Raw genomic sequence first — 16,213 nt, forward strand, 5'->3', positions numbered from 1 at the left:
CCACACCATCCATCGGAAAACAATCTGGGAGACAACCATGATCTACGAGCTGCGCACCTACACGGTACGTCCAGGCACCGTCGGCGAGATGGTGAAGGCCGCGAGCACGATCTCGCGCGACATCCGCGCCGACAATTTCGGCAAGCTGGAAGGTTACTGGATCACCGAGATCGGTCCGCTCAATCAGGTCATGCACATGTGGAGCTACGCCGACCTCAATGAGCGGACCCGACTGCGCGCAGAGCTTTCCAAAAATCCGCGCTGGACCGGCGAGTACATTCCGGCGATCCGTCCGCTCTTGGTGCGCCAGGAGGTCCGGCTGCTCAATGCGATCATTGCGCCGGTGGCCCCGGCCACCAAAGGCAACATCTACGAATTCCGCAACTATCGCGCCAAGCCGCTCGGCGGCGTCAAGCAATGGCTCGATCTGTTCACCGGCGTGATGCCGGAGCGCGAGAAATACTCCAAGATCGTCGGCCTGTGGCAAACCGATGCGGGGCAGCCCAACGAGGTCTGTCACATCTGGGCCTATCCCGATCTCAACGCCCGTGCCGCGGCGCGCGGCGGCGCGATGAAGGATCCGGCCTGGCTGGAATTCCTCGGCAAGGGCACGCAGCTGCTCGAGGAAATGCACTCGACCATCATGCTGCCGGCACCGCATTCGCCGTTGCAGTAGGGACCAAGGTCGCGCCTCGGGGAGCCTTGTTTCTGGTCGAACGAACGCACAGGCGGCCGCCGGCCATGGCCTTGCGGAGCGCGCCTGCAGAAAGCCTCACCCGATGCTTCCATCGGATGAGGCTTTCCAGGCAAGGGCATGCGCCGTCTGAGAAACAACGCGCCGCAACGCTATTGAGCCTAGCTGACACCAACCTGACGGTGGAGGCTGTTTGTTTCTTGATGTGTCTGCATGGCTACGAAAGGGTAAACCGTCGGCCGCGGCGAACTCGGCCGTCTCGAATCCGCTCGGGAGTCCGCGCACGCGGCGCACGTCGCATCCGCTCGGTCGGTTACGAAAGCCAGGGCGGCATCAGGTTGCGCGATGCCGCCGCATCCAGCACGGCAAATTGGTCAGCACGGCAAATTGGTTCGAGCCATTCTCGAACGTCGTGACCAGGTCTGCCAGCCGGTCGAGCTCGGCGAGGACGTCGAGCTTCAACACCTTGCTCGCCGGCGCAGCGTCACGCCAGCTGTCCCAGGCCGATATTTGCCGGTTCGCGAGCGACAGCAGGTCACGGTAGACGTTGACGTGAAGAAACCACAGACCGGCGGTTGCGCCATGCCCGAAGGCTCCGGCAGCTACCGCGTTGCTTCTCGCCAGCCGCCAGGCCTGCGAAGCCGTCAGAAACGCTTCGCGCGGCAGGTTCGCGCTGTCGAACGGGATCCGCAGCTGATCGATCTGCATCGCGTCGAGCTGTGCGTCTGCCTGCAGCCAGCGCTTGTCGCCCGGTGACCAATATTCGCAGATCCAATGGTCGTGATAGATGTCGTCGCCGATGTAGGTAGCGAAGCCGCAGCGGACCCGCGCCGGGATCGATCGTGCTTCGGAGTATGCTGCACAGCAGGAGTGCGTAGTCGCGACACGTGCCGAACGTGCGGCTGCGCGGCGCGCGTGCCGCGGTGAGCGAGCCGGCGAATGCCTCCTGGATCAGCTTCAATCGATCTGCGACCGGTTGGGTTTGCCTGACCATCGGGATATCGGGCGGGATGCCGTAACGCTCCGCCCATGCGACGTGGACGATCAGTCCCGAGACAACCTCGCACAGTCCGGAGACCGTCTCGGGCAAATCATCATATGCACCGGCCAACGCGCCGGGGTCGGTCAACGCGTCCTGCCGGAGGTAGAGTTCCTGGATCGTCATCTTTGCGCCGGGTCACGACATCATCGGCTCGAAGCCGTTAGGCGCAGCCTATCGTTCCGCGCGAGCTCGTGTAAGGGCCGTGTTATCCCCGCTTGCCGCGCCGGCTGCGGATGAAGCCGATGGCGCCGCGGGCACCTTCGTAGGCGAGATTGTTCAGGCTCAGCGCGGCGTGAATGGCAGGGACCAGCGGATCGCGGCGCCGCAGCGGCAGCAGCACGTCGCCGATCGCGAAGCGGCCGCGCCAGATCGGGTCGATCATGGGGTGGCCGGGCGCCGCGGTGGAATCGGCCGAATTGATCGCGGGATCGGCACAGAGGTGGCGCGTCAGCTCCAGCGTTAATTGCGCGCCGGGCGAATGCTTCGCAAAGCGCTCGTCGATGCCGATCTTGAAGAAGAACGCACGGTCCTGATGGCGCACCACGATGCCGCCTGCGACGGGCGTGCTGCCCGCATGCAGTGTGACGATCTCGCAGCGCCCGGCTTCGGCCAGGGCCGATGTCGCGCGTCGGATGAAGGTTTGGTCGCCGGCATGCTGGCTGAGCGCCGTGCCGCGCTGGCGCTTCCAGCCGGCGGCTTCCAGGGCAAGGAAAGTCTCGAGCGCTGCGGCAACCGCGCGCGGCGTGCGCGCAACATCGAAGCGCACCGCACCATGGTCGGACAGGCGATGGCGCTGCCGACGCAGCTCCTTCAGCTTCTTGGGCCCGAGTGCGTCGCGCAGCAATTCATCGGCGTCGTGCGTCGCATCGAGCTGAGCGCGCTGATAGGCACTCAGCACCCGCGGCTGCAAACCGTCTTGCGCCAGCACCGCGCGGATCGCCGCCATCGCCGGGCCATTGAGCGAGATGGTGCGCAGTATCAGCGCATGCGCGCCCGCATCGCGCGCCTGCTGCAACATCTTCCCGGCCGCTTGCTCGGCGGCATCGCGGTCGAGCAGCGGCGTGCACAGCGTGCCATAGGGTTCGGCGCCGACCAGCGCGGGCAGGGGGATGCGATAGATCCGCCGCAGCGGAACCACCGGCAACAGCCCGATCAATTGCCCGGCATCGCCGGTGGCGCTGAGCAGCGCCGCGCCGGTGCGGTCGCGCGCGGAGGCATCGACCGCCAATTCCCATTCGGGCTGATAATAGCCATTAGCCTCGATCGCGCGCTCGGCAAGCGCACGCCACGCGCCGACCGGCGCGGCTGACAGCGGCGGCAACACGCGATCGTCCGTGGCATCGTTGCGCGATGCACGGCGGATCATTGCCTGGTCAGCAATATCGGCCACGTCCCTGTTTCCCCGGTCCGCGAGGCAAATCAGCCTGCGCTCGTCAGGGGCGACGCTAGCGGAGAGAGATGGAAAATGCCGTTGAGGCCATCAAGCAATTTGAGCGGTAATGTTAACGGGCCGTTCAGCATATGGCCGCGCCAATCAGCGGCGCCGCCTATGACCGCTCCGCAGCCATCTGCCGCAACGCAGCCTGCAGCAGGAGCGTGAGACAATCCTTCGCCTCGGGAATGCTTCGGCTCGGATAGGTGCTAAGCGACTGCCACATCTCCCAATCGAGCAGGGTCGCAAGGGCAACCAGCCATTTCTGCCGCGCCTCAGCGGAGACCTGGTCGAGTTCAGCGGCGAACCAGAGAGCGACCGTCTCGCGAAACACCTTGCGTACCCGCAGGCGGTGCTTTTGCAGCAGCGTCGAGGTCTCGATCATCGCATTGGAGGCGCGACGATGAGGGGTCATCGTCTCGAGCGTTTGGGCTCTCATCTCGATGAACTTTGCGATGCGGACGTCGACGCCTGCATCCGGACCCGGCGCCGGGGGCCGCGGCTCGATCTCGTCTGGCGTCAGTTTGTCGAGCACCGCCTGTGTCAGTTGCTCCTTTTCCGGAAAGTGCAGGAAGAACGTCCGCATCGAGACGCCGGCCCGCTCGGCGACCTGTTGTATCGAGGGGCGCACCAGGCCTTCGTTCTGAAGCGCGATGCAGGCCGCGACGATATTGCGCCGGGTGATCTGGGCCCGTTGCCGACGGCCATCGGCCGTCTCAGCGAGTGAATTGGGCGAGCGTGGAGCCATGCAATCGCGACCTTTCAGTATTCGATGCTCTCTTAGCAAAAATCGGCAGGAGGAAAATGTCCGCAGCCTTCCTGCCGATTTCCAGCAGTTGCGACAGGAGTTGTCCACCCCCAAAGGCGACCTCGGCCGTGATGGCACGCGCGGTCTCCGCCGGACGGCTTGACAGTAGCAAATGTAATTGCATAAAGATATGCATAAATATCCCGCCCGATGACGCGGGCAAGCCGCCCTTGTGCGACGCCTTGCGTCGCAGAGGCAATGAATGAGGGAGGCGCGATTGCCAGGTTCGAATTATCGCACGCTGCGATTCGACGAGCTCACGGTTCAGCGCAATTGCGGCGAGGATGTCGCAAGGACGATCAGAGCCGAAGGCGCTCCGCCTGATGCGCAGATGCTCGGGGTCTTCGTGCCGCTGATCGGCGTTTCGAGCAATGTCCTCACCGTTGCAACCAAGTGGACCGGCGAGCCGGCGGCCGCGGCCTATCGACATGCGCAGGTCGTCGGCGTCCGCAGCCGGTTGTTCGACATGCTTGCGCGCGGACAGGAGCCGTGCTCCGCCGACGGCATTTACACCCATCGCTGGTTTGTCGTTGCGCAGGATCAGGTCCAGGCGCTGACCGAAATGAGCGTCGAGGCGTGGAAATCATCGGAAGCCGATACCGGGATGCGTATCTCAGGCTTCTGGCGCTGCCGCGAGCCGAACGCCAATGGCGAGGCGGTGGTGTTGATGATCGTGAATTATCCCGGTCTCGCCGCATGGGACGAGAGCCGCTACTGGAAGCCGAAACCCGCGCACCAGGCCCAACCGAACCGCAACGTCTGGGGCGGACTGTTCGCGCGGCGCCGCGAGATACTGCTCGACTCCTGGGTCACGGTGCATCGGTTGGTCACGTAACGCCTGAAGCGCCGCTGCGGCTTGACATCGCTCAAACCGCAAAATTATAAATGCATAAAAATATGCAAAAATATCTTGGGAGGCTGACGTGTCGTTGAGCGACAATACGAAGGCTCGGATCGATCGCCGTGCGGCAATTCTCTATCGCGCCTGCTGCATGCGCGCGCCGATTCCGCAACCCGTGCACATCGCCTGGATCTGAAGGGGACGTCATGGCGCGGCAGATCTTGGATCCCGGCTGGAAGGTCGTCATCGGTTCGGGAGTAGGCATTTCGTTCGGCGCTGCGCCGATCTTTACGGCGGGCTTCGCGCATCTGACCGGCGCAATGGCGCAGGACTATGGCTGGAGCCAGGTCGAGGTGGCCCGCGCGGCGACCATCGTGCTGTCGTCGACGATGATCGCCTATTTGTTCTGTGCGTGGCCGCTCGATCGTCTGGGGTCGCGAAGGTTCGCGCTGATCAGCATTGCCCTGTTCGCCGTGTCGCTTGCCGTTCTGAGCCAGGTCGGCAACGCGTTGTGGCAGTTCTATCTCGCGGCCGCATTGTTCGGCTTTGTCGGCGCGGGCACCAATGTGGTGTCCTATGCCAAGGCAATCTCGCGCTGGTTCGACGAGCGGCGCGGTCTCGCTTTGGGGCTTGCCGCGAGCGCACAGGCGGGCGGCAGCTTCGTCGTGCCGCTGGCCGCGCACTGGATCATCGCAAGCTATGGCTGGTCGGCCTGCCTGCTGGCGTTCGCCGCCTTCGAGGTGGTGGTCTGCCTGCCGCTCGTGGCGTGGCTGGTGGCGGACGGTCCGCCTGCCGGCGATCCGGCGTCGAAAAACGATGAGCCGCGGCGATCGATTGAGGCCCAGGCGCCGGAGGCCGGCATCAGCGCCGCGGACATCATCGGCACTCCGACGTTCTGGAAGCTCGCGCTGTGCTTCGCCGTCATCGGAATGTCGTTCTATGCGATTGCCCCGAACGTCATGTACATCCTCAAGCGCCGCGCGGAAGTGAGTGCCGCCGATGTCGCCTGGATCCAGGCGGCCGGCGCCGTCGCTGCGCTGTTCGGCCGAATTGTTGTCGGATATTTGCTCGACCGCTTGCACGCCCGCGTCGTCGGCATCCTGACCGTTCTGCTGATGGCGCTCTCGGCGCTGCTCAATGCGACCGCAAACGCGGTTGCACCGATGGTGGTGGCCTCGATCCTGATGGGGTTCGCGATCAGCGGTGAGGCGGACCTGATGCCGTATCTGGCCGGGCGCTATTTCGGCACGCGATCGGTCTCGAAGGTATTCAGCTGGCTGCTGTTTGCGTTCTGCATCGGCGCTGCGATCGGCCCGGTGGCGTTCGTCTGGCTCTCGACATTGAGCGATAGCGTGGTGTTGCCATTGCTGTTGCTGTCGGCTGTGCAGATCGTCCCCGTGATGCTGTTCCTGTCGCTTGGCCGCTATCGAACGCCGCCCGAGCGCATCCAGAGCGTTGCCGTTGCGCTGACGTGACTTGTATCGACAGCCTGCCTGGAGAAGCAATATGACGCTGAAGGATTTGCCGCAGACATCCGCCTCCGCCGGCGCACCGACACCCCAGCCGATCGCGCGGGAGGCGAGCCTCGCTGCGGCCGCAGGCGAGGCCTTTGTCTTTGCGTTGCCCATGATCGAGATGGCCGCGGTGCGCCGCAATACGCTTGGCCGCACCGGGCCGCAGAACTCGCTGTCGCATCAGCGCGGCCTGATCGATCACAGAGCGCGATGGGTCACGACGCCGAACAACGACACCCTGTATTCGATCGCATGGCTCGATCTGACGTAGGGCGCCGTCCCGCTGACGATCCCGTCGACCGGAGACCGCTATTTCTCGGTCGCGCTGATGGACATGTTCACCAACAACAATGCGGTTCTCGGCACCCGGACGATCGGCAATGCCGGCGGCACGTTCACGATCATCGGACCGGGCCAGACCGGCTCGGGCCCGGAAGTAGTCCGCGTCGCGACCCCGCATGCATGGCTTCTGATCAGGACATTGGTCGACGGCACCGCGGATCTCGCTGCCGCACGCCAAATTCAGGACGGTTTCAAACTCGAGGGCCCGTCCGGCAGTCCGCCCAACGACCACGCGGCGCGCAACGACGCTGCGCCGGCGCTGTTCGCCAGCATTCAGAGCTTGATGGCATCAGATCCGCCGCCGGCGACGGATACCGCGGTTCTGCGCCGGATCGCCGCCGCGCTCGAGCTGGCGACGCCGGCGGCAGCGGAGGCGATCGGCGAGGGCGTCGCCGCGGCGCGGTCGGCGTTGATGTCCGGCGGCCGACGGCTGGAATTCATCGAGGGCTGGAGCTATCCGCGCGCGAACCTCGGCAATTTCGATCAGGATTATCGCTATCGCGCCGCCGTCGCGTTGTAGGGCATCGGAGCGCTACCGGTTGCAGAAGCGATGTACATGCGCGCCGCGGGAAATCTGGAGAACGGCTTCTTCGACGGCACAGCCGACTATCAGCTTCACTTGCCCGCCAGACTGCCGCTGAACGGCTTCTGGTCGCTGACGATGTACGAAGTCGCCGACGACAATCAGTTGTTTCTCACCGAGAGCCCGCTGGGGCGCTACGCGATCGGCGACCGCATGGACGGGCTGCGGCGCAATGCGGACGGGTCGGTCACCCTGTGGATCAGCCGCGGCGATCCGGGCGGCGATCGAACCGCCAACTGGCTGCCGGCGCCAAAGCGCGGACCGTTCAGCCTGATCATGCGCTGCTACCTCCCGCGTCAGGAGATGCTGGCGGGACGCTGGCGCTTGCCTCCGGTCCGGGAGGCCGGGGCTTAGGGCAGTCCACGATACGAAACGGATCGACGGGGCAAGTTAGTTCACGACGGGGGCAATGATGACGCGGATGGGCGTATTCGCCGGCGCAATCGCCGGGCTGTTCTGCATGCAAGCTGCGGCGCAGGCCGCCGATCAAACGGCCGACGCGGCGCGCGAGATGCCGAAGAAGGCCGTGAAGCTCAAGGCGCCGCCACCAGCCGAAAAGCCGTTCTTCCTGGTCAACGACAACCGCGTCACGGTCTCGCAGTTTTCAGGAGGCGTTCCCGGCTATGCCAAGAGCTCGCAGAGCACGACGCTTGCTTATACCCACTATGACGTCTGGGCCTATGGCAGCAACAGCTTCTCGCTGTTGACGTCGAAATACGATCACGGAGCGGCCACCGCACCGTGCCTCGGATCGGTGCTTGCGCGCACCGGACGATGCGCCGGCGGTGTGGCGGCTTCGACGTCGATCCGCAGTACATTCGGCTGGAACGAACTGTTCGGCACCAATGCATTCTCGGTCGGCCCGCTGACCAATATCTCGTTCCTCGTCGGGGCAGACGCCGCGATCTCGAACATCTTCACGGCGTCGAGCAACTATGATGTCCTTGCCGGCTTGCAGTTCGGTTTCAGCCTGCCTTACCGGGGTTATTTCAATATCAGTCCGATGTACTTCCAGCGGATGCAGCATGGCGCTCAGCTCATGCCGCCGGGTTTCGGCGGCCCCGTGTCGATGCCGCCGCCTTATCCCGGACTTCCCGACGGGGTGATGCATTTCTCTCCAACATGGGGTCTCGACTTCAACTACTACATGGACCTCGGCTTCCTGCCCGAGACCCTGCAATATTTCTCGATCAGCGGTCGCGCTGCGATCCGCGGTGCTGACGGCAATGGCGGCTACGGCATCTATCCGAGAAGCCAGCTCAGCAACCGGACCACCGCCTACGCGCTCGAGCCGGTCCGCCTGACGCTCGATGCGGGCAAGCTGTTCTGGGGTGCAAGCTATGCCCACCTCGTCGACGTCTGGGCGGCCTGGCGATATGAAAAGAACATCAGCGGCTATGCCGAGGCCTATGACACGTCCTGCATCACGAAGGGCGTCTATAACGGCAGCTGCTCGAGCAATGGCATCTATTACGGCATGACCGTGAAGCTGGGCGCTCCGCTGCCGGGAACGCCGGCCCTGTCACCGTTCGGCACGCCATTCTTCACCAGCGTCGACAACAGCTTCACCTATGGTGTGCTGCCGAGCGCGACCTCTCCCGGCGAAACCGCAAAGACCGTTAAGCAGGTCTACGCCTTCACCCACACCGATAGCTGGGCCTACGGCACCAACCGTCTCTACGCCGAACTGTTGAAGTCCGATCATCGGGATCCGGCCTCGCCCTGTTCGGCGGTCTACAGCCATCCGGCCTTTGGCGTCACCGCGCCGTGTTCGGGAAACATGGAGATCAACGCCTCGCTGCGCAGCACGGTCGGGTTCAACGAAGTCTTCAACACCACGGCGTTCAGGGCAGGGCCGCTGCGCAACGTCTCCTTCGAAATCGGCGCCGACGGACGGACCACGCTGGGCTACGAGGCGCCGGCCAAGGAGGCCATCGTTGCCGGTCTGCAATTCGCGTTCGACCTGCCGTTCAAGAGCTACCTGACCATCGCTCCGCTCTACTATCAGGAGTGGAATCATTCGGCCTATGCGGTTCCGAACAACGCAGGCAACAGTCCGTATGGCATCGGACTCTACGGCGTTCCGCCCTACAAGGGCCTGATGCCGGCCGGTTTCACCGGAACGGTCGACGGCAATCTGCACTACGATCCGACCTGGGCGCTCGAGATCGACTACGGCAGCGCGCTCGATTTCCTGCCGGAGAACCTACGCTACTTCTCCTTGAGCGGACATGTCGGCATCTACGGGCCCAAGGGCAACGGCGCCTATGGCGGCTATACGCTTCCGTCGAACTGGAACACCAGGACGGAGATCAATGCCGAGCCGGTCCGCGTGAGCTTTGACGCCAGCAAGGCGCTGTGGGGCGAAAAATACGCGCACTTCGTGGAGGCGTTCGTGGCGTACCGCTACTGGCACAACAAGTTCGGCCTCGATGGCAGCAATAGCGCCAACGGCATCTGCTTGTTTGCCAACGGCACCAGCAACAAGAGCTGCACCGAACAGACGGTCTACACCGGGGTGACGATGAAGTTCTGATGAGCTCGTCTGCGCGTCCGCCTATGGCCACCAGGGCGGACCGACGCTGAAGCTGACGTCGTCGGTCCAGAGCGTCTTGGTGTCCCAGGGATTCCCGCCGTCGCCGTCGCCCGCGACATAGAGCTTGCCGTAGAAGTGGCGGATGTATTTCGCCGGATAGTTCAGCGCGTGGAGTGAATTTCCTTTGCCGTTCTTCCCCGGCTGCGCACAAAATGTTGCGTCGGACCGATTGAGCGCAGTGCCGTCGAACGGCTGGGCATGCAGCGCGGAGTTCTGGTGCCGCAGGAAGTCGCCCGGATTGGCCTTCGATTCGAAGGAGACGCAGGAGCTGCCGGCAAGCCCCCGCCGAACGATCCACGTCGCGTCGCGCCGGTCCTGGGCGGCGCTGCGCGATGTGATCGGCGCGATGCCAACGGCGCCGTTCTGGTTGCGGATATAATCTGCCGTGCAGCATGCCGTGGTCGCCTGCAGCGAGATCTCTGATCCCGGCGCCAGCGTTCCGGACAGGCCCGTCGGCGCGCCATAGCCCGCGGCGACGATGTTGGACTGGACCGCGTTATCGGCGCTGTCGGTTGGAAATCCCGATGTCATCACGCCTTCGAAGAACGAACCTGCGGAGGCATGGCTGTTGTCGCCTCCGATGCCGAGGATGATCGCGCCTTCCTGGCGCATCGGGGCGTATCCGTGCGGCAGGGCGCCGGCATGGATCGTGGCGAGCCCGCCCGATTGGGCGTCGCCCCACTTCAGCGCAAACTGCGTCTGGCCGTTGTTCTTCAACCAGGCTGAGATGAACGGACGTGGTTCGCCGCTGATGATTGCAGCAGGATTGCAGCTTCGCTTGTCCCAGTGAAATAGTCCGTTCTCCAGGTCCGCGTGCACCCCAGGCCTTGGGGGGTCGTTGCGGCAGTTCGGCCATTCCAGGTCCCGGCTGACGTTGAGCGTATCCATGTGACCGGCGCCGGTGTCGTTGCCGCTCACCTCGGCATTGCCATAGTCGAAGCAGCACCCCGAATTGAAATGGGTGCCGGAGGAAACCATGTACATTCCTTCCGGCTCGCCCTTCACCGCAACGCCCGTCGTCCTGTTGTTGCGATAACCCATTCCCGGCGAAATCGAGACGCCATAGACCTGATGACCGCCGGCCGTGACCGGGAGCGCGTCTGCTGCAGCGCCGAGGTCGGAGCCGCCGGGGCCCGGGCCCTTGTAATGACCACCGCTGGCGATGGTGAGGTCGTTATGCCGTGGCGACTGATCGTAGATCTTGGTGATGATGCAACTGGTGTTGACGCAGAATGCATCCTGCGCGGCAGCATTGGCGTAGCCGTCCGGAAGCAGGCCGATATTCTCAGCCGCATTGTCCGAACTTCTCGTCACCTGATAGAGGGCGCCGGCATATTTGGCGTAGAGCGCTCTCACCGTGCTGTGCGCGGCAACGCATGGCGTATTCGCGGCTGCGTAGATGTCGCAGGGCCTCTGCTTGATCGCCTCGCCATGCGCGGTGCCGGGGCCGATCAGTCCGCCGGCTATCAGCCCGATGATGACCGCCAAAGCAGCGCGGACTCGCCGTGGGCTCAATGAGGATAGCAACACGTTCATGACCGTCATGATCCTCTCATCGCCACGACAAGGTAGCTGCGGAGATCGCGAGGGCTCATAACAAATCGGTGACGGTGCTGCGGTCCGCGTTGCCGACGCCGGCCCGGGACGGCGCTTCGAACGCTAAGGTTTGGCGCTTCGCTGCGCTTCGATTTGAATAGCGCCTTCGACCGGCTCGTAAGTTTCGGTCACGCAATTGTCGTCGGTCTCCACCTGCCGGCGATCGAAGATCGCGCCTTCATGGATGAAGATGCGATAGGTCTGCGTCCCGAGCGGCTTGCCGATGACCGATGTCAGTTCGGCGCGCACACAGGCCGTCCAGCCGGTGCCGCGTGGGTCGTGCAGCGGGGTGGACACCCGAACATGGGCCGGCTGCGAGCCGGCGGTGAACACCGAGTCCAATTTGCTCGCGACCAGCCGTTTGACATCCGGAGGCGTCTCGAGCGGCGCCGGCTCGGTGGCCTTGACCTTCAACGCCTCCGGCCATACCGCGTGGCTGTCCGCCAGCCCGCAGCCACTCAACACGAAGGCGGCGCCGGCCAGCAGCGCCGCCACTTGTACTTGTCCCTGTCCCATTCAGCGCATTTAATGTGCCGCCGCCAAGATTGCGCCCCCCTCGTAGGGCTGAATTTGCGTCACGCGCCGCTTTGTCGATCAACAAATGTCGAGCGACAAGTTATCTATGGGGTAGAGGTATTGCAGGATGTTTCCACGGCTGCGGGGGAGAAAGACTGACATGAAAAGCTTCACGGTTGCTGCCGTCATCATGGCGCTGATCGCGACACCGACCCTGGCCCAGGGCCGGCGAGGGGGCGGCGGGGGCGATACGAAGACGGAGCAGAAGCCCAAGGTCGACGAAAAGGCCTACAAGGCCGCGCTCGATCGTATCCCCGAGCCCAAGGAGAAATACGATCCCTGGGGCGTCACCAAGCCGGCCGCCGATCCGGCCAAAAAACCGAAATAGTAGCTGAAATAGTCCGGCTCAGCGGACCTCTGCGACAATTCGACAGCAGAACCGGCGTCGGTCGGCCGCAGATTGCCGCTCGGCATGAACCTTCGCCTGACGGCCTCCGACCCATCTCCGATGCCATTGTCGGAGGCCGCCATGCTTCGCCGTTCGCTCCTCAGCCTGATCGTTCCGGTTGCGATCCTGTTCGGTGTCGCGCCGGCATTGGCGGAAAACCGCCTGGCGCTGGTGATCGGCCAATCGGCCTACAAATCGGTGCCGGCGCTGCCCAATCCGGCCAACGATGCCAAGGCGATGTCACAAATGCTGACCGATGCCGGATTTGCGGTGACGTCGGCATCGGATCTGTCCCAGGATGAGATGCGGGCAGGGATCAGTGAGTTCGCGGGGCAGGTGGCGGCCAAGGGCGCCGACACCGTCGCGCTGGTGTTCTATGCCGGCCACGGCCTGCAGATCGACGGCGAGAACTATCTGGTGCCGGTCGATGTCGATCCGAAGCGTGAGGCCGATATCCCGATCCAGGCGGTTCGGCTCAACGACATCCTGAACACGCTGACCTCGGTGCCGAGCCGGATGCGCATCGTGCTGCTCGACGCCTGCCGCAACAATCCTTTCCCGGAGCTCAGGAAGACCGCCGGGCACGGGCTTGCCATCATCGATGCCAAGGTCGGCGCGCCCGGCACCTTTGTGTCGTTCTCGACTTCACCGGGCGCGGAGGCCGAGGACGGCAGCGGCGCCAACAGCCCTTATACGACCGCGTTGCTGGCATCGGCCAGGGAGCCTGGAATCCCGATCGAGGACACCTTCAAGCGCGTTCGCCTCGCCGTGAACAAGGCGACCGAGGGCCGCCAGACGCCGTGGGACTCCTCGTCGCTCACCGACGATTTCCGCTTCATGGCGGGTGCGGCGGCCTCGCCCGAGGCGACGCCGAAGCCGGCGGCGGCCAAGCGCACCGTCGATGAATGGAAGCGCGAATTGCAGGGGAAGCCGATCGAGGCGGCCAACGAGTTGATCGTGGTCGACGGCACCGACGAAGCCTATGAAGCCTTCGCCGCGGTCTTCGCCGGCACGCCGCGCGGCCTGCAGGCGCGCGACTGGCTCGACCGTCATCGCCGCATGGTGGCGTGGAGCGACGCCATCCTCGTCAACACGGCGGCGGCCTATCGCAGCTTCCTCGTGCAACATCCCGACAGCGACCTGACGGCGACCGCGCGCAAGATGATCGAGCGGCTGCGCTACCGCCCCGATCTGACGCCGGCCGCCGCGCTCAGCGTGCCCGCGACCAACGTCGCGCTGGCGGCACCGACCTGTCCCTGCAACGCGGCGCCGCCGGCGCAGCAGAAGGCCGCAGCGCCCGTGAAGAAACGTGCCGATCCCGATCCGCCGCGGCGCGCCGGCAAGCGCCCGCCGCGCGTCGTGGTCGAGGACGACGTGGTGGTGGTGCGTCGTCCGCCTCCGGCCGTGGTCTACGAGCCTGTCGGACCGCCGATCGGAATCGGGATTGGCATCGGCGGCGGCGGTGGTTATCGCGGCCATTATGGCGGCGGTTATCGCAGGGGTGGATACTGACGCGCCAATCGCGTAAAGGGTTTCCCCGCATGAGATGCGGCGCTTGATGATCGCATCTCGCGGGAGGACGCAATGCGGTCGCTGTTTCGCCTGCTTGCCGCGCTGGTGCTGTGCGTACAGCCGGCGCTCGCCTGGGAGTATTGGGGCGGCGACCGCGGCGGCACACGCTTCTCACCATTGACGCAGATCACATCGGACAATGTCGCCACGCTGGTGCGCGGCTGGGAATTCCGCACCGGCGATCTCGACGCCCGTCCGCCCGAGGTCATGAAGCGCACCAAGTTCGAGGTGACGCCGCTGTTCGTCGAGGACAGCCTGATCTTCTGCACGCCGTTCAACGAGGTGATCGCGCTCGATCCCGGCACCGGCGCGCAGAAATGGCGGTTCGATCCGAAGATCAGCATGGCGCAGCGGCCGGCCAATCGCTTTGTCTGCCGCGGCGTCGCGCACTGGACCGATGATCGTGCGGCCGAAGGCGCGGCCTGCAAGTCGCGCATCTTCACCGGCACCAATGACACGCGCCTGATCGCGCTCGACGCCAGGACCGGCAAGCCCTGCGCCGATTTCGGCAATGGCGGCGAGATCAAGATCGATGCCGGAATGAAGCTGGAATGGCCGGGCGAGTTTCAGATCACGTCGGCGCCGGTGACCGGACGCGGCGTGGTCGTGGTCGGATCGGCGATCGGCGACAACCGGCGGGTCGATGCGCCGCTCGGCGCGGTGCGCGCCTTCGATGCCCGGACCGGCCAGCCGCGCTGGACTTTCGATCCGCTCGTGCATGACGCTGTCGAGGCCGGCCACAGCAACGTCTGGGCGCCGATGTCGGTGGACGAGGAGCGGGGCCTGGTGTTCCTGCCGACGACATCGCCCAGTCCCGACTTCTGGGGCGGCAAGCGTCCCGGCAATGACGAGCACGCCAATTCCGTCGTCGCGCTGCGCATCGAGACCGGCGAGCTCGGATGGGCCTTCCAGACCGTGCATCACGACGTCTGGGATTACGATCTGCCGGCGCAGCCGACGCTGGCACGGATCGACACCGGTAATGGCCTGCGCGATGTCGTGATCCAGCCGACCAAGCAGGGCTTTGTGTTCGTGCTCGATCGCGATACCGGCAAGCCGGTGTGGCCGGTCGAGGAACGCGCGGTGCCGCAGAATGGCGCCGAGGGCGAGAAGCTGTCGCCGACCCAGCCGTTTCCCACCCACGTGCCGCCGTTGCTGACGCAGCGCATGACGGCCGATGATGTCGGCAGCATGCTGCCGGGCGTCGGGAGCTCGGCTTGCGAGAAGCTGCTCGCGCAATCCCGCAACGAGGGCCTCTACACGCCGCCGTCGACGCAGGGCACGATCGTCTATCCGATGACCGGCGGCGGCGTGAACTGGGGCAGCGCGGCGTTCGATCCGGTCAACCAGATACTGTTCGCCAATGTCAGCCATGCCGCGCATGTCATCACGCTGATTCCGCGCGACCAGGCCAAGGGCTTCAACCCACCGCCCGGCCATGAATTCGGCCAGCAGGCAGGGGCGCCGTTCGCGATGTCGCGAGCGCTGGCGAACTCGGAGGTGGGATCGCCCTGCAACAAGCCGCCATGGGGCGAGACGGTGGCGGTCGACCTGAAGGCCGGCAAGATCCTCTGGCATTCGACGGTCGGCACCAGCGAGGATGTCGCGCCGCTCGGCATCGCGCTCAACACCGGCACGCCGCTGCTCAGCGGCGTTGCGATCACCGCGGGAGGGCTGGTGTTCACCGGTGCGATGGACGCCTATCTGCGCGCGTTCGATGTCAAGTCGGGACAACAATTGTGGCTCGGCCGGCTTCCGGTGCCGGGCGTCGCCAATCCGATGACTTATCTCTGGAAGGGCGAGCAGTATGTCGTGATCGGCGCCGGTGGCCATTCCGAGGCCGGGACAACGATCGGGGACAGCGTGGTGGCGTTTCGCCTGCCGCGTCAGGGCGAGAGCGTTTCGCTTCTCGCGCGCCTGATCGATCGTCCCGGCGGACGGTTGACCGTCAAGGCGGTCGCTGGCGGTCTCATGCTCGTCGCCCTCGTTGCGTTGTTGTGGCGCTGGCGGCGAAGCCGCCGCTCGCGATCCGCTTAGGTGCTCCCTGCCGCAGGTGCGCGCCGCCAAAATATCGAAAACAACCCCATGCAAAGTAGCCGGCGGCTGCCGGCGTTCGAAAGGCAACTTGACACGTCGGGCAAATCAGGGGCATATTTCCATTATTCCGAAATTGTGCAAGCGTCGGCCTCGCTCCGCTAAAGAGCGATGAAGTCAGGTTGAATCGGCCTG

The 16,213-nt window shown here is 64.7% G+C and carries 13 protein-coding genes and 1 pseudogene; 9 read left to right on the forward strand and 5 right to left on the reverse strand.

Going from position 1 to position 16,213, the window contains the following annotated elements:
- Positions 1-37: 37 nt before the first annotated feature.
- Positions 38-676 carry an NIPSNAP family protein gene (locus H8A95_RS01225; RefSeq protein ID WP_229181428.1) on the forward strand — a complete coding sequence of 213 codons (639 nt, stop codon included), beginning with the start codon at positions 38-40 and terminating at the stop codon, positions 674-676.
- Positions 677-1,027: 351 nt separating this feature from the next.
- On the opposite strand, the gene H8A95_RS01230 is transcribed toward H8A95_RS01225, so the two are convergent.
- The 3 genes from H8A95_RS01230 to H8A95_RS01240 all read right to left on the reverse strand — a co-directional run bounded on the left by H8A95_RS01230 (position 1,028) and on the right by H8A95_RS01240 (position 3,916).
- The gene (locus tag H8A95_RS01230) at positions 1,028-1,402 is read right to left on the reverse strand and encodes a hypothetical protein (protein ID WP_229181429.1); all 375 of its coding nucleotides are present in this window, start codon (positions 1,400-1,402) and stop codon (positions 1,028-1,030) included.
- A gap of 539 nt (positions 1,403-1,941) precedes the next feature.
- On the reverse strand, positions 1,942-3,126 hold the full coding sequence (locus H8A95_RS01235) for a GNAT family N-acetyltransferase (RefSeq protein WP_229181430.1): 1,185 nt from the start codon (positions 3,124-3,126) through the stop codon (positions 1,942-1,944).
- A 157-nt stretch (positions 3,127-3,283) separates the two neighbouring features.
- Positions 3,284-3,916: a TetR/AcrR family transcriptional regulator gene (locus H8A95_RS01240; protein WP_229181431.1), complete on the reverse strand. Its 633-nt coding sequence runs from the start codon at positions 3,914-3,916 to the stop codon at positions 3,284-3,286.
- A 277-nt stretch (positions 3,917-4,193) separates the two neighbouring features.
- Here H8A95_RS01240 and H8A95_RS01245 point away from each other — a divergent pair, with 277 nt between their 5' ends.
- The 5 genes and pseudogenes from H8A95_RS01245 (at position 4,194) to H8A95_RS01265 (ending at position 9,792) form a co-directional block, all read left to right on the forward strand.
- Positions 4,194-4,811, forward strand: coding sequence for a hypothetical protein (locus H8A95_RS01245; RefSeq protein ID WP_229181432.1), 618 nt, complete (start codon positions 4,194-4,196; stop codon positions 4,809-4,811).
- A 212-nt stretch (positions 4,812-5,023) separates the two neighbouring features.
- The gene (locus H8A95_RS01250; RefSeq protein ID WP_229181433.1) at positions 5,024-6,292 is read left to right on the forward strand and encodes an MFS transporter; all 1,269 of its coding nucleotides are present in this window, start codon (positions 5,024-5,026) and stop codon (positions 6,290-6,292) included.
- Positions 6,293-6,452: 160 nt separating this feature from the next.
- Positions 6,453-7,193 (forward strand): annotated as a pseudogene (locus H8A95_RS01255) (DUF1254 domain-containing protein).
- 36 nt (positions 7,194-7,229) lie between these two features.
- Complete coding sequence (locus H8A95_RS01260) at positions 7,230-7,610, forward strand: DUF1214 domain-containing protein (protein WP_229181434.1); 381 nt, start codon at positions 7,230-7,232, stop codon at positions 7,608-7,610.
- Between the two features lie 58 nt (positions 7,611-7,668).
- Positions 7,669-9,792 (forward strand): hypothetical protein, encoded by a 2,124-nt coding sequence (locus tag H8A95_RS01265; protein WP_229181435.1) that lies wholly within the window; start codon positions 7,669-7,671, stop codon positions 9,790-9,792.
- Positions 9,793-9,813: 21 nt separating this feature from the next.
- On the opposite strand, the gene H8A95_RS01270 is transcribed toward H8A95_RS01265, so the two are convergent.
- Together H8A95_RS01270 and H8A95_RS01275 are read right to left on the reverse strand one after the other, a co-directional pair.
- A complete protein-coding gene (locus tag H8A95_RS01270; protein ID WP_229181436.1) occupies positions 9,814-11,397 on the reverse strand; it encodes an alpha-L-arabinofuranosidase B in 1,584 nt (527 codons plus the stop codon).
- Between the two features lie 114 nt (positions 11,398-11,511).
- Positions 11,512-11,943, reverse strand: coding sequence for a hypothetical protein (locus H8A95_RS01275; protein WP_229181437.1), 432 nt, complete (start codon positions 11,941-11,943; stop codon positions 11,512-11,514).
- A gap of 181 nt (positions 11,944-12,124) precedes the next feature.
- Between H8A95_RS01275 and H8A95_RS01280 the strand changes: the two genes are divergently transcribed.
- The 3 genes from H8A95_RS01280 to H8A95_RS01290 all read left to right on the forward strand — a co-directional run bounded on the left by H8A95_RS01280 (position 12,125) and on the right by H8A95_RS01290 (position 16,021).
- A complete protein-coding gene (locus H8A95_RS01280) occupies positions 12,125-12,352 on the forward strand; it encodes a hypothetical protein (protein WP_229181438.1) in 228 nt (75 codons plus the stop codon).
- Positions 12,353-12,493: 141 nt separating this feature from the next.
- On the forward strand, positions 12,494-13,924 hold the full coding sequence (locus H8A95_RS01285) for a caspase family protein (protein ID WP_229181439.1): 1,431 nt from the start codon (positions 12,494-12,496) through the stop codon (positions 13,922-13,924).
- A gap of 72 nt (positions 13,925-13,996) precedes the next feature.
- Entirely contained in the window at positions 13,997-16,021 is a 2,025-nt protein-coding gene (locus tag H8A95_RS01290) for a pyrroloquinoline quinone-dependent dehydrogenase (protein WP_229181440.1), read from the forward strand.
- Positions 16,022-16,213 lie beyond the last annotated feature (192 nt).

This window comes from Bradyrhizobium oropedii (genome assembly GCF_020889685.1).
In the GTDB taxonomy this organism is placed as follows: Bacteria; Pseudomonadota; Alphaproteobacteria; order Rhizobiales; family Xanthobacteraceae; genus Bradyrhizobium; species Bradyrhizobium oropedii.

What these genes read in the sequence shown, in the direction of transcription:
- H8A95_RS01225 (WP_229181428.1), top strand. Translation starts at nt 38, where the DNA reads ATGATCTACGAGCTGCGCACCTACACGGTACGTCCAGGCACCGTCGGC.
- H8A95_RS01230 (WP_229181429.1), bottom strand. Translation starts at nt 1,402, where the DNA reads ATGCAGATCGATCAGCTGCGGATCCCGTTCGACAGCGCGAACCTGCCG.
- H8A95_RS01240 (WP_229181431.1), bottom strand. Translation starts at nt 3,916, where the DNA reads ATGGCTCCACGCTCGCCCAATTCACTCGCTGAGACGGCCGATGGCCGT.
- H8A95_RS01250 (WP_229181433.1), top strand. Translation starts at nt 5,024, where the DNA reads ATGGCGCGGCAGATCTTGGATCCCGGCTGGAAGGTCGTCATCGGTTCG.
- H8A95_RS01260 (WP_229181434.1), top strand. Translation starts at nt 7,230, where the DNA reads ATGCGCGCCGCGGGAAATCTGGAGAACGGCTTCTTCGACGGCACAGCC.
- H8A95_RS01265 (WP_229181435.1), top strand. Translation starts at nt 7,669, where the DNA reads ATGACGCGGATGGGCGTATTCGCCGGCGCAATCGCCGGGCTGTTCTGC.
- H8A95_RS01270 (WP_229181436.1), bottom strand. Translation starts at nt 11,397, where the DNA reads ATGACGGTCATGAACGTGTTGCTATCCTCATTGAGCCCACGGCGAGTC.
- H8A95_RS01280 (WP_229181438.1), top strand. Translation starts at nt 12,125, where the DNA reads ATGAAAAGCTTCACGGTTGCTGCCGTCATCATGGCGCTGATCGCGACA.
- H8A95_RS01285 (WP_229181439.1), top strand. Translation starts at nt 12,494, where the DNA reads ATGCTTCGCCGTTCGCTCCTCAGCCTGATCGTTCCGGTTGCGATCCTG.
- H8A95_RS01290 (WP_229181440.1), top strand. Translation starts at nt 13,997, where the DNA reads ATGCGGTCGCTGTTTCGCCTGCTTGCCGCGCTGGTGCTGTGCGTACAG.